We start from the raw sequence: 19,377 nt of genomic DNA on the forward strand, positions 1-19,377 counted from the left end.
CCTCGGTCGCCCTGGAACAGGAAAAGCCCGGTACCCGAACGACATTCGTCATGTCGTCCGCGTACCGGGCCGCAAGTCCCGAGTGCCGGGCTACCCCTTCGGGCTGCCCAGGCAGAACGTGGTCTTCGGGTCGTGAACGATGCGGAAGCTGGTGGCGGTGTTGGCGTCACAGGCGAATTCGTCGTCCTGGCCTTCGATCCGCTTGAGCACCTTGAAGGACGCCTCGGGGGCCGTGCACGCCACGTACCTGTAGCCGGTGGACGGGCTCTCGTTGTAGCAGGCACCCTCCTTGAAGTTCGGGCTCAGGCACAGGAACGCGGTGGTGCCGCCATTGAGGGTCTCCTCGTAGGAGGTCTCCTCCTCCTTGCAGTCGGTCTTCTTGTCGTAGACCGCCGCGACCTTGTACACCGCCTTCTGGTCGGAGCAGTCGACGGGCGCCGTCTTCGAGTCGGTGGCCGAGCCTTCGATGACGTTGATGCAGTCGCCCACCTTGGACTTGGCGGTGTCGGACTTGCTGGCGTCCTGGAGCATCGAACAGCCGGAAACGGCCAGCACGGCCACGGCCACCGCCACGAGGGCGAGTACGAGGCGCACCAGCGTCCTCGTTCCTGCGAACTTCACTAGCGAAAACCTTTCTCACCGAACAATTCACGGCTGTGAACGCGGTGAGAATACCTGTGTGCCGCCTGCGAGCGCATCCGACATGGGGGTTATATCAGAATCGCATGAATTTCTCAGTGCAGCATGGACAGCCCGCGCATGCCCAGCCACGAGAGGTTCACGAGGATGGTCGGGAGGGCACTGAGCAATTGCAGGCTGAAGGCGTTCACGGTCTATACCTCTCGATCGGATCAAACTGGGCGCAGGTCCAACATTGTCCCTGCGCCCTGTGTCGCTCCCCACCCTCGACTCGTTACATAAGCACATCAACGGGTTTCGCGCATCAGCGTGCCGAACCGGTCCCCGATCCGGTGCCCGCCGAGCCACTCGCGGAACCACTGTCGGCCGAGCCGCTCGCCGAACCGCTGTCCGCCGAACCCGTCCCGATCGGACCGCTGGGCACGGTCGCACCCTTCGACCCCGGCCGGTTGACATAGACGGTCACCGGCGTCGACGCGTCCGCCTCCACCGTCACCACCCGGGCACCCGCCGCGGAGGTGACATGGCCGCCGTCGACCCGTACCGCGTACCCGTCCGGATAGTGCACATCCGACACATAGATCTCGGTCGGCTCACTCGCCGGGCGCGGGGTGTACCGGTAGGCGAAGTCACCGGTGTCGGGATCGAAGATCATCCGCCCCGGCGTGCCCGCGGTGGCCTGCGGATAGGTCCGCACCAGCTGCTTGCCGACATCCCCGAGGAACGGGTCCGGCTTCGGCCCGCCCGCGCCGAAGCGCGAGGTGTAGGTCCAGTACTGCCAGCTGACGAAGCGCTCGTCGGCGCGGCTGAGGGTATTGCTCAGCACGGACGCGTCGCCGTCGCCGAATTCGGTGACCAGGGTGGGCAACTGGGTGCGGGCGGTGAAGGCGTCGATATTGCTCCAGGTCTTGGCCTGCTGCACCGGGCACAGACCGCGCAGGAAGGTGGGCAGCCCCGAATAGATGGCGAGCTGACTCGGGATGCAGTAGTCGTGTGGCGCGAAGGCGATGTCGGGCGCGCTGATCGGCGGATTCTTGCCCAGATTGGTGGGCATGGTCTCGTTCCAGGTGACATTGGGTTCCCACAGCACCATGAGGTCGCCGTTGCGGCCGCGCACGGCATCGGTCAGCTTCTGCATGGCCGCCTGGTATTTGACGTCGAAGCCCGGACAACCGTTCGGGAAACAGGACAGGAAGGCCGAACCCGGCCACGGCTCGTTCAGCAATTCGATGCCGAGCGCGCCCGGGTGCCCGCTCACCCGCGCTGCGAGCGCCCCGAGCGCGTCACCCAGGTAGTCGAGCACTCCGTAGGTGTTGTTCCAGACCTCGTCCCAACCGGAGTTCATGCTGGGCATCAGGTAGTAGAACGGGAAGCCGATATTGGGCTCCAGGCCGTTGGGCCGCGCGTGGATGGCCCATTCGGGAAAGCCGTTGCCGCCCCAGATGTTCGAGAGTCCGTCCTGGTGGTTGTCGAGCAGGGTGTGAATCCCGTACTGCGCCAACGTGTCCACCACGCCGGCGACGCGATCGAGGTAGGCGGTGTCGACCACGCCCTTGGTCGGCATGAGCGCGTCGAAGGAGACGCCGAGCCGCACGGTATCGAAGCCGTGCCGCGCGAGCAGCGCCGCATCGTCGGCGGTGACGGTGAGGCCGTCGCCGGGTTCGAGGAAGGGCGGCTCCTTGTCGACATTGTTGACGCCGTGCAGCAGGACGACGCGGCCGCTGTCGTCGACGAACCGCACGCCGTCGGTGTGGAGCCGCGCGAGCGCGGAGCCCGCGGGCGCGGCCTGGGCGACGGCGGCGGGCGCGATCAGCGCACCCGCCAGTGCCGCGGTGAGCAGTCCGCGGATCCAGCGTCCGGCGCGCCCGCGCCCGATCCGGGCCGTGGTGGTGCTGTGTATCGGCATCGCTGTTCAGTTCTTTCAGGTCAATCGTCCAAATGGACATCCGTCCAAGTTGGAGTGATCGTAGCCACCGAAACTCGGGTCTTGACCGTTTTCGCGAGATCGATCGGCCGCTTCCGGGCCGGTCACGTGCGCCATGAGCGAAAAGGACGCAGGTCACGTGGCATTGTCGGTGACTTCCTGGAGAATGGACCAGGCCCATTCGGGCTCGGACAAAGCCAGGAGGTGTCGTGACCGACGGTCCACTCATCGTGCAGAGCGACAAGACGCTGCTGCTGGAGGTCGACCACGAGTCGGCCGATGCGGCGCGGCAGGCCATCGCGCCGTTCGCGGAACTGGAGCGTGCGCCCGAGCATGTGCACACCTATCGGGTGACACCGCTCGCGCTGTGGAACGCCCGCGCGGCCGGGCACGACGCCGAGCAGGTGGTGGACGCACTGGTCAGCCACAGCCGGTACGCAGTGCCGCAGCCACTGCTGGTGGACATCGTCGACACCATGGCCCGCTACGGGCGGCTGCAGCTGGTCAAGCATCCCGCGCACGGGCTGGTGCTGGTCAGCCTGGATCGCGCGGTGCTGGAAGAAGTGCTGCGGCACAAGAAGATTCAGCCCATGCTGGGCGAGCGCCTCGACGACGACACGGTGGTCGTGCATCCGTCCGAGCGCGGGCGCATCAAGCAGATGCTGCTCAAGATCGGCTGGCCCGCCGAGGATCTCGCCGGATACGTGGACGGCGAGGCCCACGAGATCAACCTGGACTACGAGTCCAGCGACTGGCATCTGCGCGACTACCAGGAAATGGCCGCGGACTCCTTCTGGGCGGGCGGGTCCGGCGTGGTCGTGCTGCCCTGTGGCGCGGGCAAGACCATGGTGGGCGCGGCGGCCATGGCCAAGGCCAAGGCCACCACGCTGATCCTGGTCACCAATACCGTGGCCGGGCGGCAGTGGCGGCGCGAACTGCTGGCCCGCACCTCGCTGACCGAGGACGAGATCGGCGAATACTCCGGTGAGCGCAAGGAGATCCGCCCGGTCACCATTGCCACGTACCAGGTCGTCACCCGCAAGACCAAGGGCGAGTACCGGCATCTCGAGCTCTTCGACAGCCGGGACTGGGGCCTGGTCATCTACGACGAGGTGCACCTGCTGCCCGCCCCGGTCTTCCGTATGACCGCCGACCTGCAGTCGCGCCGCCGGCTCGGGCTGACCGCCACCCTGGTCCGCGAGGACGGCCGCGAGGGCGATGTGTTCTCGCTGATCGGCCCCAAGCGCTACGACGCGCCGTGGAAGGACATCGAGTCGCAGGGCTGGATCGCGCCCGCGGAATGCATCGAGGTGCGGGTCACCCTGACCGACGCCGAGCGCATGTCCTACGCGACCGCCGAGCCGGAGGAGCGCTACAAGCTGTGCTCGACCGCGCGCACCAAACTGCCGGTGGTGGAGTCGATTCTGGCCCGGCACCAGGACGCGCCGAGCCTGGTGATCGGGGCCTACCTGGATCAGCTGGACGAGCTGGGCGAGCATCTGAACGCCCCGGTCATCCAGGGTTCCACCCGCACCAGGGAGCGCGAGGAGCTCTTCGACGCCTTCCGCCGCGGCGAGATCCCGGTGCTGGTGGTGTCGAAGGTGGCCAATTTCTCCATCGATCTACCGGAAGCCTCTGTGGCGGTGCAGGTTTCGGGCACGTTCGGGTCGCGGCAGGAGGAGGCGCAGCGGCTCGGGCGGCTGTTGCGCCCCAAACACGATGGCGGCCAAGCTCACTTCTATTCCGTGGTCGCACGTGACACGCTGGACGCCGAGTATGCCGCGCACCGGCAGCGTTTCCTGGCGGAGCAGGGGTATGCCTATCGCATCACCGATGCGGACGACCTGCTGGGGCCGACGATAGGATAAGTGGAGGAAGAGCCTCCATAAGGCGGGAGGGACGCACGTGCGGCGCTTCGAATTCGCGGTGGATCGCGCCCATGCCCGGGCGGTCAACGAGGTCGTCGCGTACCTGCGGCGGCTTCGCATCTGGGCGTACAGCGCGGCCATCGGGCTGGGACTGGGCACGGCATTCCTGATCTGGGTGAACCACCCCTGGTCCTGGCTGCTGGCGGTGGCGTTCCTGCTCGCCGCAGTGACCGCGCTGTTCATCGGGTACTGGACGCCGCATCGTGGCCGGGTGGACAAGCTGTACGCCGCCGGCGATCTGGTGCCCGCGGTGGTGTCGGAGACCCACGGGAACGGGGCCACCCTGCTGGCCCTGGTCGATCTGGCCAAGCCGAATACCGCGGGCCCGCGCTACGCGCTGGTGACCCGCACGGTCCGCTCACTACCCGGGCATCGGGCCCGCGCCGGGGAGCGCGTGCCCGCGGTGACCGTGCGGGTGGACCGCGCGCCCGGCCCGGTCGGGGATCTGTGGCAGTCGGTGAGCGCCATGCCCATTGCCTGGGGCACCCGGGACCTGAACATCATCGAGCGCGCCCGCGGGGCCATCAACGAGGCGGAGTGGAAGCTGCTCACCGACAATCTGGACCTGGCCACCAAGGTGCGTGGCGCGGACGCCAAACGCCTGCTGCTGGACCCGCAGCAGCTGCCGGAAGAACTGCGCGGCTGAACAATCCGGGCGACAGGCAACAATAAGGGCGACAGGCGCGCCCGCCGAAAATAGAATGATCGGATGATTCCCGCCGCGAATATGCTGGCGTTTCTCGTCGCATCCATTGTCATTGTCATAATCCCCGGTCCCGGTGTGCTTTTCGTGATCGGCCGGGCGCTGACCTACGGGCGGCGCGCGGCTCTGCTGTCGGTGCTGGGCCATTCGGCCGGCGTCATGGTGGTCCTGGGCCTGGTGGCCGCCGGGCTGGGCGCCATTCTCGCCGCCTCGGCCATCGCGCTCTCGATCGTGAAGCTGGCCGGCGCGCTGTACCTGATCTACCTGGGCATCCAGGCCGTCCGGGAACGGCGTTCACTGCGCGAGGCCTTCGAGGCGAAGGCCGAACCCATGGAGAACGGCCGGGTGCTGCGCCAGGCGGCGCTGGTCGGGCTGACCAATCCGAAGGCCATCATCTTCTTCTCCGCGGTACTGCCGCAGTTCGTGGCGCCGAAGGCGGGCGCGGTCCCGGTCCAGATGCTGATCCTGGGCGGGTTGTTCCTGGTGGTCGCGTTGATCTCGGACTCGGTCTACGCCCTGCTGGCGGGTACCGCGCGGAACTGGTTCGCCCGGTCGCCCAAGCGGCTGGAGGTGATCGGCGGCGCGGGTGGCGTGATGATCATCGGACTGGGCGCGAGCGTCGCCGTGTCGGGCAGCGGTAACTGAGGGGTGCGCCGATTAGCATCGGGCTGGTCGGCGGTCGATCACGGAAAGGGGTCGGTGCAGCGCATGAGGCGGAACTGGCGGTACCTCGCGGTGGGGGCGGTACTGCTGGCGGGCGCGAATGCGGCTCCCGCGCAGGCGGATTCGGGCGACCCGCTCGTCGGCTCGCCCGGGCTGGGCGATCCCTACTATCCGATGGACGGCAATGGCGGCTATCACGCCGACCATTACGACGTCACCATCTCCTACGATCCGCCGTCTCATCAGCTGACCGGGTCGACCCGGATCGACGCGGTGGCCACGCAGGCGCTGCGCACGTTCAACCTGGATTACAGCGGGCCGGAGATCTCCAAGGTGTCGGTCAACGGGCTGCCGGCCTGGTTCGACCGCACCGATGAGCACGAACTGGTCGTGACGCCGCTGATCCCGCTGCTGCCCGGCCTGCCGTTCACCGTGCAGGTGCAGTATGCGGGCGCGGCAACCAGCACCGATGGCGACGGGTGGTGGTTCTCGCCCAGCGGCGGGGCTTTCGTTGCGGGCGAACCGCATTCGGCGAGCGCCTGGTACCCGCTCAACGACACGCCCTTGGACAAGGCGACTTTCACGCTGCACGCCACCGTGCCGCAGGAGTGGGAGGTGATGTCCAACGGCGACAAGGTGTCCGACACCGTGCAGGGCGCGGACCGCACCGTCTCCTGGGAGATGCGCCAGCCGGTGGTCGGCTACCTGACCACCATCGCCATCGACCGGTTCCAGTTCCTGGAACAGCGGCGCGCCAATGGAACTCCACTGCTGAGCGCGTTCGCGCCGGACGCGTTGAAGGCCAAGGAGGTGGAGTCGCGGCTGCCGGAGATCCTGGACTTCCAGGAGCAGCTGTACGGGCCGTACCCGTTCGACACCGGGGGCGGCATCTACGTCGACACCGATCTGCAGTTCTCGCTGGAGACCCAGACGCGCCCCATCTACGCGCCCTGGACCGATCTGGACACCGTGGTGCACGAGATCACCCATCAGTGGTGGGGCGACTCCATGTCGGTGAAGCAGTGGTCGGACGTCTGCCTGAACGAGTGCTTCGCCAGCTACACCGCCGACTACCTGTGGCCGGAACGCAAGGACGGCAAGGACGTCGACGCCGAGTACCGGGAGACCATCGCGAAATACCATGACGATCCGAAGTTCTGGGAGATCCCGCTCCAGAACCCCGGCAAGGGCAGCGAATTCACCTCGGTCTACTATCGCGGGCCGCTGTTCCTGCACGCGCTGCGCCGCACCATGGGTGATGACGCCTTCTTCCCGGCGGTCCGCGACTTCGTCATGGGACACAAGTACGGCAATGCGTCCATGCCCGAGTTCCGCGCGTTCATGCAGACCCGCACACCCCGCGATCTGAACGGCTTCTTCACCGCCTGGCTCGACCGCACCGACCGTCCCGCCGACGAGTTCCTCTACCCCGGCAGCCTGCGCGCGTGAGACGTTGCCCGCCGCGGGAATTCGCGGCGGGCCACCGCAGCGGCGACCGTGATCCGGTCAGGCCGGAAGCGGGCGGGTGCGGTCCGACAGCACCAGCGCGGCCATGGCGCCGAGCACCGAGCCGGTGACGAACCGCTGGGCCCGCAGCCAGAGCGGCCGCCGCGCCAGGAAGGTCGAGATGGCGCCCGCGCTGAGCACGATCAACCCGTTCACGGTGATGGCGATGCTGATCTGCACCGCGCCCAGGCAGAGGCTCTGCAGCCACACCCGCCCGTGCGCCGGCACCACGAACTGCGGGATGAGCGCCATGTACAGGATGGCGATCTTCGGATTCAGCAGATTGGTGACGAGACCCATGGTGAAGAGTCGCCGCGTCGGATCCGCGGGCAGTTCCGTCGGCGTGAACAGCGAAACCCCGCCGGGCCGGAACGTCTTCCACGCCAGATGGAGCAGGTACACCGCACCCGCCACCTTCAGGGTCAGGTACAGCGCGGGCACCATGGCGAACACCGCGGTGATCCCCGCGGTCGCCGCCGCCAGATACACCCCGAACCCGACCGCCACCCCCGCCAGCGACACCAGCCCGGCCCGCCGCCCCTGCGACACGGTCCGCGACACCAGATACATCATGTTCGGCCCCGGCGTGAGCACCAGCCCCAGCGCCGCCGCGGCCACCCCCAGCACCGCACTCGTCTCGATCACCCGGCCAATTCTCCGAGCCCCACCCACCCGCTGTCGCGGTCCACTCGCCACCATCTGGACCCCGAACCCGGAGCCATCCGGCACAGCCGGATCGGCGGCGCCGGTTCCCGAGGGTGCGGACGGCTTTCCGAGGCCCGGCGCTAGCGGACGACGTCGGCGGTGTGGCCCGCGCGCAGCCGGCGAACACCCTCGGCGATGGTCTCCTCCTTCTTGCAGAAGGTGAAGCGCACCAGGTGGTTCCAGGCGGCCTGGTCGTCGGCGAAAACGCTCACCGGCACCGCGGCCACGCCGAGGCGTTCGGGCAGCTCCTTGCAGAAGGCGTAGGCGTCGCTCGCGCCCAGCGGCGTGATGTCGGCGCACACGAAATAGGTGCCGTCACTGCGCTTCACCCCGAATCCGGCGTCGGCGAGCGCCGCCGAGAGCCGAAGTCGCTTCTCCGACAGCGTGTCCCGCAGCGCGGCCACCCACCGCTGCTCGGTGTTCAGCGCGTGCGCGACCGCGGGCTGGAACGGCCCGCCGCCGACGAAGGTGAGGAACTGCTTGGCGGCGAGCACCGCGTCCAGCAGCGGCGCGGGCGCGCAGGCCCAGCCGATCTTCCAGCCGGTGACGCTGAATGTCTTGGCGGCGCTGGAGATCACGATGGTGCGCTCGAACATGCCGGGCAGGGTGGACAGGCTGATGTGCTCGTGCCCGTCGTAGTAGAGGTGCTCGTACGCCTCGTCCGACATGACGTACAGGTCGTGTTCGATGGCGATGTCCGCGATCGCGGTGAGGTCGGCGTGCGAGAGCACGGTCCCGGTGGGGTTGTGCGGCGAATTCAGCAGCAGCAGCCGGGTTTTCGGGGTGATGGCGGCGCGCAGGCTGTCCAGGTCGAGGGCGAAGCCGTCGCCGTCGGGCACCAGCCGCGCGGTGCGGCGCCGCGCCCCGGCCAGCGCGATTGCGGCGGCGTAGGAGTCGTAGTAGGGCTCGATGAGCACCACATCCTCGCCGGGTTCGACCAGTCCGAGCACGGTGGCCGCGATGGCCTCGGTGGCGCCGACGGTGACCAGCACCTGGGTGTCCGGGTCGTAGTGGGTGCCGTAGCGGCGGGCGCGGTCGGCGGCGATGGCCTGCCGCAGGACGGGCACGCCGCGGCCGGGCGGGTACTGGTTGAACCCGTCGGCGATGGCCTGCCGCGCCACCTCGAGCATGCCCGCGGGGCCGTCGCTGTCCGGGAAACCCTGACCGAGGTTGACCGCGCCGTGGCGCACGGCGAGCTCGGTCATCTCGGCGAAGATCGTCGACGCGAAGGGCTGCAGTCGGGCGACGGTGGGAATGCGCGGCATGTCCGGAGCCTAATCCATCGGCGAAAACGGCCCGCGACGGTGAGTTACCTCACAGCGACGGGCCGCGGTTCACTGTGGCAACCGGATGCCCGTCAGCTTGGCGGGGTTCACCACGTCGTAGACGCCCCACACCCGGCCCTCGCGCACGGTGAAGGCGTACACGCGCTGCGGGTTCCCGGCGGACCCGTTCTCGGCCGGGATCGCGTGCGCGAGGATTCCCCACTGCCCGTTGACCAGCACCGGTTCGAGCTGCCGGGCGGGTCCGATGTGCTCGGCGTCGAAGAGCCCGAATCGGCGCGACAGCCCCAGCCAGAGGCGGACGTTCTTGTCCACGCCCGCAACCACATTGATGGCGGTGGACACGGCGCCGCCGCCGTCGCCCACGGTACGCACGTCCGGGTGCAGCGCGGCCACGATGGCGTCGACGTCGCCGCTGCCCAGCGCGGCGAGCAGTCGCTGCACCGCGGCATTGTGCTCGTCGTCGGTGACCGGGGCGGGCGCGGCCGCCACCGCCTTGCGGGCCCGGGTGGCCAGCTGCCGCGCGGAGTCCACGGAAATGCCCAGGATGTCGGCGATTTCGCTGAACGGCACCGAGAAGCCGTCGTGCAGAACGAATGCCACGCGCTGCGGCGGGGTCAGTGTGTCCAGCACCACGAGGGCGGCGAAGCGGAATTCCTGTTTGCGCACCACGGCCGCCAGCGGGTCCGGGGTGCTGGAGGGCGTCACCGCGCTGACCACCGGCTCCGGGAGCCATTGCCCCACATACTTTTCCCGCCGGACCGCGGCGCTGCGCAGCCGGTCCAGGCAGATGCGGCCGACCACGGTGGTGAGCCAGGCGCGCAGATCCTCGATCTCGGATTGGCGGGCCACCGCGAGCCGCAGCCAGCTCTCCTGCACCGCGTCCTCGGCATCGCTGACGCTGCCGGTGAGCCGGTAGGCCACCGAGAGCAGATGCGGCCGATGCGTTTCGAACAAGTCGGCAAGGAGAGCGGCAACCATCGGATCGATCCTACGGCCGGGCTCCGACAGCCTCCGCACCGCCCCGGTGGCCAGAACCCGCTGTGCCCGCGCACGTTTCCGTGACAGCATGACCGCATGGACGCGGAATTCCTCTCCGACGGCGTGGTCCGGCTGTCGCCGCCCGCAGTTTCCGACATCGACGCCATCACGGCCCTGTGTCAGGAACCGTCCATCGGCGCCTGGACCACCATGCCGGTCCCCTATCACCGCGCCGACGCCGAGAAGTTCATCTACGACATCGTCGGCCCGGGCTGGGCCACCCGCAGCCCCACCTGGGCGCTGCGCCGCGCCGCGGACGGGCCGGTGATCGGCATGATCGGCCTGACCCTGCCCAATCGCCGCCGGGACGAGGACACCGCCGAGATCGGCTTCTGGCTCACCCCCGCCGCCCGCGGCGAGGGCCTGATGACCCGGGCCGCGCTCCTGGTCACCGCGGCGGGTCTGGATCCCGCCGGGCTGGCCTTCGAGCGGCTGGAGTGGCGTGCCTTCGTCGGCAATCACGCCTCCGCGGCGGTGGCCCGCCGCGCCGGCTACCACTACGAGGGACTGCTGCGCGGCGGCTCGCTGCAGCGCGGCGTCCGCCGCGACACCTGGGTGGCGGGCCGCCTGCGCGACGACCCCGCGACGCCCAGCCCGCACTGGCCCGAGGGTGTCTGACACACCCGGAAAAGGTTCGGCGCACACCCGCCGGACTGGGTGTGCGCCGAACACAGTGTGCACGCCGGACTCGTTCCGTGCGAGGTGAACTCGAAACGAGCGGGTGCTGGTCAGATGGCCGGGCCGGCTAGCCGCGGGCCTCGCGGCGGCGGGTGACGGCGTCGGCGAGCCGGTCGAGCTGGGCCGCGGTGGTGTCCCAGTCGATGCAGGCGTCGGTGATGGACTGCCCGTAGGTGAGCGCCTCCGGGTGGCCGAGGGTGAGGTCCTGGCGGCCCGCCACGATGAAGGACTCCATCATGAGACCGACCACGGTGTCCTCGCCCGCCGCGATGCGCTCGGCGAGATCGGTGACGACGTCGATCTGCTTGTTGTGGTCCTTGTTGGAGTTGCCGTGCGAGGCGTCCACGACCAGCCGCTGCGGCAGCGACGACTTCTCCAGGCGCAGCAGGGCTTCCGCGCAGGAGGCGGCGTCGAAGTTGGGGCCGTTGCTGCCGCCGCGCAGGATGACGTGGCAGTCCGGGTTGCCCGCGGTGCGGATGAGCGCGGAACGCCCGTCCAGGTCGGTGCCGGGGAAGACGTGCGAGGCGGCCGCGGCGCGCACGCCGTCCACCGCGACCTGCACGTCGCCGTCGGTGCCGTTCTTGATGCCGACCGGCATGGACAGCGCCGAGGACAGCTGCCGGTGCACCTGGCTGGCCGCGGTCCGCGCGCCGATCGCGCCGTAGGCGACCAGGTCCGCGATGTACTGCGGGGTGATCGGGTCCAGGAACTCGCACGCCACCGGCAGCCCCAGCGCGGTGATGTCGACCAGCAGGCGACGGCCCAGGTCCAGGCCGGTGTTGATGTCGAAGCTGCCGTCCAGGTGCGGGTCGTTGATGAGACCCTTCCAGCCCAGCGTGGTACGCGGCTTCTCGAAGTAGACGCGCATCACCACGTGCAGCCGGTCGTCCAGCTCGGCGGCCTTGGCGGCGAGCCGGCGGGCGTAGTCCATGGCGGCGTCGGGATCGTGCACCGAGCACGGGCCGACGATCACCATCAGGCGGTCGTCGGAGCCGTTGAGCACGTCGACGGTGGCCTTGCGGCCGGCGCGCACGGTGTCGGCGAGGGTGTCGTCGATCGGGTGGGCGGCACGGATCTCACGGGGCGAACGCAGCGGGCTCACGCTGAGCGTGCGCTGATCGTCCAGATCTGCATGCCGTTCGAGATCGGCGGTGGTAGTCATGGGTGGGTTTCCTGTCCCAGGCCGACCCACGGAGAGTTGTTCGAAACCCCTTAGAGCCGGTCTGTTTTCGTCCGGCTCGGGGTGGAGGATGTCAGCGCAGGTTCACGCCGCGCGACCCACCCGGGGCCGGCTGGCTAAACCAGAAATACACACGCTGCATGCCCGAGACTGTATCAGAGATCTCGAATCGTGCCTGTGGCGTGGAACACCATTGATGGGACCGACATCTCACAGACTGGGACGGACCAGGTCAGCGCAGGATGTAGTGCAGGATCACATCGTGCACGTGGCGGGTCTTCTCGTCGCCCCGGAACTCCACCTCGTAGGTGTGGTGCCCGGTGCTGATGGCGATGTGCCCGGAGGAGAAGAACTGTCCCGCGAACGACTTGTTGGTCAGGATGCTGACGCTCGAGATCCGCGCGTACGGGATGCTCGTGATGGCGATCTTCTTCCCGACGAACGAGTTGTCCTGGATGACCACCCGCCGGTCGGTGATCCCCAGGAATCCGGTGCCCACCCCGATGGCGTCGTACACGGCCAGGATCTGTTCACCCGGCAGCAGTCCCTGCTGGATCTTGTCGAGCTGATCCCGCCGGTCGAATGGAATGCTCATCGGTTCTCCGGCCTCCGGGTCAGCGGCGAACGAACGGATAGGTGACCTTGGTCAGTTGCTCGGACAGCTCCCACAGCCGCCGCGCCATCACCTCGTCCTTGGAGGCGGCGGTGGAGGTGCTGGGCCCGGGGTAGCCGCGCATGCCGCGCAGCCCGGTCGGGCCGTAGAAGCCACCCGGATCGACCTCCGAGGTGGCGGCGAACAGCGTTGGCAGCGCGCCCATTTCGGCGCTCTGCGCGAACAGCCGGTTGCCGATGGACATGAGCGTGTCGTATAGCGACTCGGTGTGCCCCTGCAGCTCGGTGGCGGCGTAGCCGGGATGCGCGGCCACCGACACCTTGGTGGATCCGGCGGCCGTCAGGCGGCGCTGCAGTTCGCGCGCGAACATGAGATTGGCCAGCTTGGACTGCCCGTAGGCGGCCCAGCGCTGATAGGAGCGCCGCTCCCAGTTGAGATCCTCGAGGTCGATGCGGCCGATGGCGTGCATGCCGCTGGAGAGCGTGACCACCCGGTCGCGAATCTTGTCCAGCAGCAGCCCGGTCAGTGCGAAATGACCGAGATGGTTTGTGCCGATCTGCATTTCGAAGCCGTCGGCGGTGCGCTTGAACGGCACCGCCATCACGCCCGCATTGTTGATCAGCACGTCGGCGCCGTCGACGGAGTCGGCGAACTCGTGGATCGAGGTCAGGTCGGCCAGATCCAGCCGGCGCACCTGGGCATTGGGGCCGATCTCGTCGGCGACGGCCCGCGCCTTGACCTCATTGCGGCACGCCATGATCACGCGCGCCCCGGCGCCGGCGAGCGCACGCGCGGTGACCGCGCCCAGCCCGCTGTTGGCGCCGGTCACGATGACCGTCCGGCCCGCCTGATCGGGGATGTCGGAGATGTCCCAACCACTCACGGGGTCGAGTCTAGGGGCGCGGCGGCGTGCTCGTCTGATCTCGGCGCGAACCGCTCCCGGATTCGGAATTTGCCGACGCCTGCCGAGGGTGCTCCGGCGCGTCGTGTCCGCCTCGCCGTCGAGCCCTTCGACCTGCTCGAGCGGTAGCGTCCGCGACCATGGACGCCCTGATAATCCCGGGTTTGCTGGGTGTTCTGGTGCTGATCCGACGTTCTGGTGCTGATCGGACATTGTGACCGCCACGGACACCGAGACCACCGTCACCGAGAGCGGCGGTGACGGATTCCCGGGTCGGATCCAGTACTGGCGGCGGTCAGGACAGGGCGAGGACCTCGTCGTCGGACATGGCGGCCACCTCCAGGTAGAGGCGGGCCACCTCGTCCAGCCGGCCGGCCGCGCCCGCCCGCTCCTCACGATCCAGCAGGCGGCGGGCCAGTCTCGCGACCGTGCGCGCCGCGAAGAAGTCGGCGACCACGGTGTCCGGGGAATCCAGCCAATCCCGCACGCGCGCGACGACCGCGGTCGCCAGTACCGAATCGCCGCCGAGGGCGAAGAAGTCGTCGGTCACGCCGACCCGCTCGCGGCCCAGCACCGTGGCGACGATGTCGGCCACGGCGTGCTCGATATCGGTTCGGGGAGCGACGAATTCGCCGTCCCGCTCACCCGCGGCCAGCAGGGTCGCGATGGCCTTGCGGTCCGGCTTGCCGTTCGAGGTGAAGGGCAGCTCGGCCGGCAGTTCGACCCGGGACGGAATCATGTAGGCGGGCAGCAGGTCCGCGGCGGCCGCCAGCAGGGCCGGGACCTCGAGGGTGACGCCCTCGCCCGCCACCACGACCGCCGCGAGTTTCGGTGCGGCCGCGCCGATCACCGCCGCGATGGCGTGCCGCACGCCCGGCAGGGCGCGCAGGGCGCTCTCCACCTCGCCGAGTTCCACGCGATACCCACGGATCTTGACCTGATGGTCGGCGCGGCCCAGGAACTCCAGGCAGCCGTCCGGCAGGTAGCGCGCGAGATCGCCGGTGCGGTACCAGTTCAGGCCCTCGTGGGTGACGAACCGGTCGGCGGTCCGCTCGGCGTCGCCGCGATACCCGGCGGCCACGCCCGCCCCGCCGATCCACAGCTCGCCGGTGACCCAGTCCGGGCAGTCCTGCCCCGAGGGCCCGACCACCCGGCAGCGCACATTGCGGAGCGGAGTGCCGTACGGGACGGCCGACCACTCCTGCGGCACTTCGGCATTCACCACTTCACAGATGGTGGAGTGGATGGCGGTCTCGGTGGCCCCGCCCAATCCGGCGAACCGGCAGTCCGGGGCCACCGCGGCCAGCCGTCCGGGCAGCGCCACATCCACCCAGTCGCCGCCGAGAATGACCATGCGCAAGCTATCCACAGGCTTCCCGGCGGCCGCCTCGAGCAGCATGTCCAGCAGGCTGGGGACACAGTTGACCACCGAAACCCGATGCCGCCGAATCATTTCGGCCCACCGTCCCGGCTCGCCGCGCTGTCCCTCATCCAGCGCGACGACCGCACCCCCGGCACTCAGCAGGCCGAAGATGTCGTAGACGGACAGGTCGAACTCCAGCGCCGACAGGGCGAGCGCCCGATCGTCAGCGCCGATTCCGAACCGCTCGTTGAGGTCGTCGATGGTGTTCATCGCCGCGCGATGCGGCACCTCCACGCCCTTCGGCTGCCCCGTCGACCCCGACGTGAACAGCACATACGCGATGGCCTCCGTATCCGGAATCACGGCCTCGGCCAACGGTTCCGGATACCGCCGCGCCTCGGTCAGTGCCAGCGTCGGCACCCCGGTGACCTCCGCCCCGGCCGTCACCGCCGCCACCACGGCACCGATCCGCACGATCTCGTCCCGGCGCGCCGCGGGCTGATCGAACCCGATCGGCACATACACGCCGCCGGCCGCGAGCACACCCGCGCCGGCCAGGATCTGATCGGGCCCCTTCGGCAACTGCACCGCGACCGCATCACCCGGCCGCATCCCCGCCGCACGCAACGCACCCGCCACCGCGAGCGCCTGCCCGGCCAGCTCGCCATAGGTCAGCACTCGAGCCCGGGAGTCGGACGCGTCCGCGCGGTCGTCCTCCCAGATGACCGCGGGCGCATCCGGATTCGCGGCGGCGAACTCGAACAGCCCACTGTGCAGTGCCCGCCCGCTCACCGGACCATCGGTGGCATTGACCCGGGCGCGAACCACCGCCTGCTCCACCGGAATTCGCACCGCCGCCTCGGCATCCCACCCCGCGTCGCGGACTTCCACGTCCGGCTCGTCGCTGCCCGCCAGGCGCAGGACGGCGTCGATGTAGCGGGTGAACATGGTCTCGACCATGGCGGGCGGGAAGGCGTCGGCGCGGACGTCCCAGTTCAGCAGGAGGCCGCCGCGGACCTCGGTGACCTGGGCATCGAGCAGCACCTGCGGGCCCTGGGAGATGATCCAGACCGGCTCGCCGAAGGTGGCGGTGACCTGGTCGGCGAAGAGTTCGCCGAGATTGATGGCGCTGGTGTAGACGATCGGGGCCAGCACCGGTTCGCCGCGCAGCCGGCCCAGATCGCGCAGCACCCCGAGGCCGGTGTAGCCGGAATGCGCTCCGGCGGCATGCAATTCACGCTGCAGGGCGCGGGCCCGGTCGGTGACGGTAGCCGGCTCGGTCACATCGACCTCCAGCAACACCGAGGAGGTGAAATCGCCCACCACCCCGTCCACCTGCGGATGCACCGGCTCCCGATGGAACAGCGGCAGATTCAGCAGGAACCGCCGCTGCGCCGACCACCCGCCGATGGTCTCGGCGAACACCGACGCCAACGCCATCGCCGGGGTGATCCCCCGCGCATGCGCCGCCGCGAACATCCGCGCCTTGGCCTCCGGCGACAGCCACCGATGCAACCGCACGGTGCGCGCCTGCTCCTGGACCTCGGCGGCGCCCGGCAGTTCCGGCGCGCCCGGCAGATCCGCGAGCCGCCGCTGCCACCACTCGCGATCGGCGGCGTGTTCCGGTGCGGGACCGGCATGTTCGGCCAGGTACTGCCGGAACGTGTAGTGCTGCGGCGGCAGCTGCTCGCCGTGATAGAGCCGCGCCAGGTCGGCCACCAGGATCCGGTAGCTCATGGCGTCGGCCGCGAGCATGTCCACATCCAGGTGCAGCCGGGTGCGCCCGTCCGGCAGCAAGGTCAGCGCGATATCGACGACCTGGCCGTCCTCCACCGCCATCAGCTGATGAGTCCGGCGCTCCCGCAACGCCTCCAGCGTCCGCTCCACCGATTCGGCGTCGGCCGCGCGAAGATCGGTGACACTCCAGACCTCCCGGCCCGGCCGCTCGAGCGTCTGCTGGGTCCCATCGGGCAGGAACCGCGTCCGCAACATCGGATGCCGCCGCACCAGCCCGTCGACCGCCGCCCGGAGCCGCTCCGGATCCACCCCGGCCCCGTCGAATTCGACATAGAGATGCGCCGCGACCGCCCCGAGCTCCTGGCCCTCGCCCCGCCCGACCCAGTACGCGTGCTGCATCGGTGCCAGCCCGAACGGACTCCCGTCATCCGCCTTCTCGCTCGCGGCCGCAAGGACATCGTCCGCCGGGTCATTCGATTCCGCTCCGCCGAGGAGGCGGTGCCAGGCGGCGACGGTGGGCTCGGCGGCGAGTTGGGCGAAGTTGACGGCCAGGCCGCGTTTGCGCCAGGAACCCGCGAGTTTCATGGTGCGGATGGAGTCGAGGCCGAGCTCGATGAGGTCGGCGTGGTCGGGGACGGCGACCGGGTCGAGGCCGAGGTGGCCGGCGACGGCGGTACGGATCTCGTCCCGGGCGATGCTCGCCGCTGACCCCTGGGGTGACTCCATTTCCGCTGGTACTCCTTGTTCGAGGGGAGGGGATGGCCGCTGCCGATCCGGAATTCGGATGTCGTTCGACAGCAGCGTAACCCATTGAGATAGGGTTGCCTAACCTATGCAAGGCCACCCTTACTAGCCAGAGGTCAGAGCTGTGACATCGACCGCATCCGCGGAGACATCGACCGCAAAACCCGCCACGGACCACCGTGACGGCTTCGTCCCGTTCCCCGACGACCTGGCCGAGCAGTACCGGCGGGCCGGATATTGGGCGGGCCGGCCGCTGGGCGAACTCCTGCGCAACGCGGCTCGGCAGTGGCCCGACCGACCGGCGCTGCTGGGCGGCACCGAGACCTCCTACGCGGCGCTCGATCTGGCGGCCGACCGGATGGCGCACGGCTTCCTCGCCCTGGGCATCCGGCCTGGCGACCGGGTCGTCCTGCAGCTGCCCAATGTCCCCGAGTTCGTTCCGGTGCTGTTCGGCCTGCTGCGCGCCGGGATCATCCCCGTGCTCACCCTGCCCGCCCACCGGCGCGCCGAGATCGAGCATCTGACCAGGCTTTCCGGCGCGGTGGCCTACGTGACGGCGGACCGGCTCGCCGACTTCGACTACCGCACCCTCGCCGCCGAGGTGAGCGCGCACGTCCCGGCCCTGCGGCACGTCCTGGTGCTGGGCGACCCCGGCCCGTTCACCGACCTGAATTCGATTCCCGCCGAGGGTGATTCGCTACCCGAGGTCGACGCCTCCGATATCGCGCTCATGCTGGTCTCCGGCGGCACCACCGGCCTGCCCAAGCTCATCGCCCGCACCCACGACGACTACGCCTACAACGCGAAGGCCAGCGCCGAGGTCTGCGAGCTCGGCCCGGACGACGTCTATCTCGCGACCCTCCCGGTCGCCCACAACTTCCCGCTGGCCTGCCCCGGCGTACTCGGCACGGTGGCCACCGGCGGCGCCATGGCCTTCGTCACCGACCCCAGCCCGGAGAGCGCCTTCGCCGCCATCGAACGCCACCGCGTCACGGTCACCGCCGTGGTGCCGCCGCTGGCCCAGCTCTGGTGCGCGGCAGTGGAGTGGGAGGACGCCGACCTGTCCTCGCTGCGCCTGCTTCAGGTCGGCGGTGCGAAGCTGGCCGAGGTGAACGCCCGCGATGTCGTCCCCGCCCTGGGCGTGCGGCTGCAACAGGTGTTCGGCATGGCGGAGGGCCTGCTCAACTACACCCGCGCCGAGGACTCCGACGAACTGGTCTGCACCACCCAGGGCCGCCCCCTCTCCCCCGCCGACGAGGTCCGCGTGGTGGACGAGCAGGGCGACGACGTCGAAGACGGCGAGGAGGGCGAGCTGCTCACCCGCGGCCCCTACACCCTGCGCGGCTACTACCGTGCCCCCGAACACAATTCGCGCGCCTTCACCCCGGATGGCTACTACCGCAGCGGCGATCTGGTGCGCCGCCTGCCCTGCGGCCACCTGATCGTGTCCGGCCGCATCAAGGACGTCATCAATCGCGGCGGCGAGAACATCTCCTGCGATGAGCTCGAGGAACACCTGCTCGCCTATCCGGGCGTCCGGCACGCGGCCGCCGTGGGCCTGCCCGATCCGGCGCTCGGCGAGAAGGTCTGCGTGGTCCTGGTGACCGTGGACGACCTCCCGTCGCTGGCCGCCGTCAAGGCCTTCCTGACCGAGCGCGGCCTGGCCACCTACAAGCTCCCGGATGTATTGCGGCAGGCCGACGTCCTGCCCGTCACCGCGGTCGGCAAAATCGACAAGAAGGCCCTCGCCGCGCGCTACTGAGCCACAC

General features: G+C 69.4%; 15 protein-coding genes. 6 read left to right on the forward strand and 9 right to left on the reverse strand.

Annotation, left to right across the window (positions count from 1 at the left end; genetic code table 11):
• Positions 1–90: 90 nt before the first annotated feature.
• Positions 91–621, reverse strand: coding sequence for a hypothetical protein (locus ACFXN1_RS08845; protein WP_379435810.1), 531 nt, complete (start codon positions 619–621; stop codon positions 91–93).
• Positions 622–943: 322 nt separating this feature from the next.
• Positions 944–2,545 (reverse strand): cellulase family glycosylhydrolase, encoded by a 1,602-nt coding sequence (locus ACFXN1_RS08850; protein WP_379435808.1) that lies wholly within the window; start codon positions 2,543–2,545, stop codon positions 944–946.
• A gap of 227 nt (positions 2,546–2,772) precedes the next feature.
• Between ACFXN1_RS08850 and ACFXN1_RS08855 the strand changes: the two genes are divergently transcribed.
• The 4 genes from ACFXN1_RS08855 to ACFXN1_RS08870 all read left to right on the forward strand — a co-directional run bounded on the left by ACFXN1_RS08855 (position 2,773) and on the right by ACFXN1_RS08870 (position 7,306).
• Positions 2,773–4,431, forward strand: a complete 1,659-nt coding sequence (locus tag ACFXN1_RS08855) for a DNA repair helicase XPB (RefSeq protein WP_379397901.1) — start codon at positions 2,773–2,775, stop codon at positions 4,429–4,431.
• Between the two features lie 37 nt (positions 4,432–4,468).
• Positions 4,469–5,137, forward strand: coding sequence for a DUF3239 domain-containing protein (locus ACFXN1_RS08860; RefSeq protein ID WP_379397903.1), 669 nt, complete (start codon positions 4,469–4,471; stop codon positions 5,135–5,137).
• 63 nt (positions 5,138–5,200) lie between these two features.
• Complete coding sequence (locus ACFXN1_RS08865) at positions 5,201–5,839, forward strand: LysE family translocator (RefSeq protein WP_379435807.1); 639 nt, start codon at positions 5,201–5,203, stop codon at positions 5,837–5,839.
• Between the two features lie 63 nt (positions 5,840–5,902).
• Positions 5,903–7,306: a M1 family metallopeptidase gene (locus ACFXN1_RS08870; RefSeq protein WP_379435805.1), complete on the forward strand. Its 1,404-nt coding sequence runs from the start codon at positions 5,903–5,905 to the stop codon at positions 7,304–7,306.
• Between the two features lie 57 nt (positions 7,307–7,363).
• Here ACFXN1_RS08870 and ACFXN1_RS08875 read toward each other — a convergent pair whose 3' ends face one another.
• The 3 genes from ACFXN1_RS08875 to sigJ all read right to left on the reverse strand — a co-directional run bounded on the left by ACFXN1_RS08875 (position 7,364) and on the right by sigJ (position 10,332).
• A complete protein-coding gene (locus tag ACFXN1_RS08875; RefSeq protein WP_379382962.1) occupies positions 7,364–8,008 on the reverse strand; it encodes a LysE family translocator in 645 nt (214 codons plus the stop codon).
• 140 nt (positions 8,009–8,148) lie between these two features.
• Positions 8,149–9,333 (reverse strand): pyridoxal phosphate-dependent aminotransferase, encoded by a 1,185-nt coding sequence (locus ACFXN1_RS08880; RefSeq protein ID WP_379435803.1) that lies wholly within the window; start codon positions 9,331–9,333, stop codon positions 8,149–8,151.
• A gap of 69 nt (positions 9,334–9,402) precedes the next feature.
• A complete protein-coding gene (gene sigJ / locus ACFXN1_RS08885; protein ID WP_379435802.1) occupies positions 9,403–10,332 on the reverse strand; it encodes an RNA polymerase sigma factor SigJ in 930 nt (309 codons plus the stop codon).
• Positions 10,333–10,428: 96 nt separating this feature from the next.
• On the opposite strand from sigJ, the gene ACFXN1_RS08890 reads away from it, so the two are divergent.
• Positions 10,429–11,010: a GNAT family N-acetyltransferase gene (locus tag ACFXN1_RS08890; protein WP_379435800.1), complete on the forward strand. Its 582-nt coding sequence runs from the start codon at positions 10,429–10,431 to the stop codon at positions 11,008–11,010.
• Positions 11,011–11,137: 127 nt separating this feature from the next.
• Here the strand turns inward: ACFXN1_RS08890 and ACFXN1_RS08895 are convergent, their stop codons facing one another.
• The 4 genes from ACFXN1_RS08895 to ACFXN1_RS08910 all read right to left on the reverse strand — a co-directional run bounded on the left by ACFXN1_RS08895 (position 11,138) and on the right by ACFXN1_RS08910 (position 17,590).
• Positions 11,138–12,232, reverse strand: coding sequence for a 3-deoxy-7-phosphoheptulonate synthase (locus tag ACFXN1_RS08895; RefSeq protein ID WP_379397913.1), 1,095 nt, complete (start codon positions 12,230–12,232; stop codon positions 11,138–11,140).
• 250 nt (positions 12,233–12,482) lie between these two features.
• On the reverse strand, positions 12,483–12,845 hold the full coding sequence (locus tag ACFXN1_RS08900; RefSeq protein WP_354830917.1) for a PH domain-containing protein: 363 nt from the start codon (positions 12,843–12,845) through the stop codon (positions 12,483–12,485).
• 19 nt (positions 12,846–12,864) lie between these two features.
• A complete protein-coding gene (locus ACFXN1_RS08905) occupies positions 12,865–13,746 on the reverse strand; it encodes an oxidoreductase (protein ID WP_379397915.1) in 882 nt (293 codons plus the stop codon).
• A gap of 313 nt (positions 13,747–14,059) precedes the next feature.
• A complete protein-coding gene (locus ACFXN1_RS08910) occupies positions 14,060–17,590 on the reverse strand; it encodes an amino acid adenylation domain-containing protein (protein ID WP_379435799.1) in 3,531 nt (1,176 codons plus the stop codon).
• 142 nt (positions 17,591–17,732) lie between these two features.
• Here ACFXN1_RS08910 and ACFXN1_RS08915 point away from each other — a divergent pair, with 142 nt between their 5' ends.
• Positions 17,733–19,370 (forward strand): (2,3-dihydroxybenzoyl)adenylate synthase, encoded by a 1,638-nt coding sequence (locus ACFXN1_RS08915; RefSeq protein ID WP_379435797.1) that lies wholly within the window; start codon positions 17,733–17,735, stop codon positions 19,368–19,370.
• Positions 19,371–19,377 lie beyond the last annotated feature (7 nt).

Source organism: Nocardia sp. NPDC059154 (assembly GCF_042755705.1).
GTDB lineage: Bacteria > Actinomycetota > Actinomycetes > Mycobacteriales > Mycobacteriaceae > Nocardia.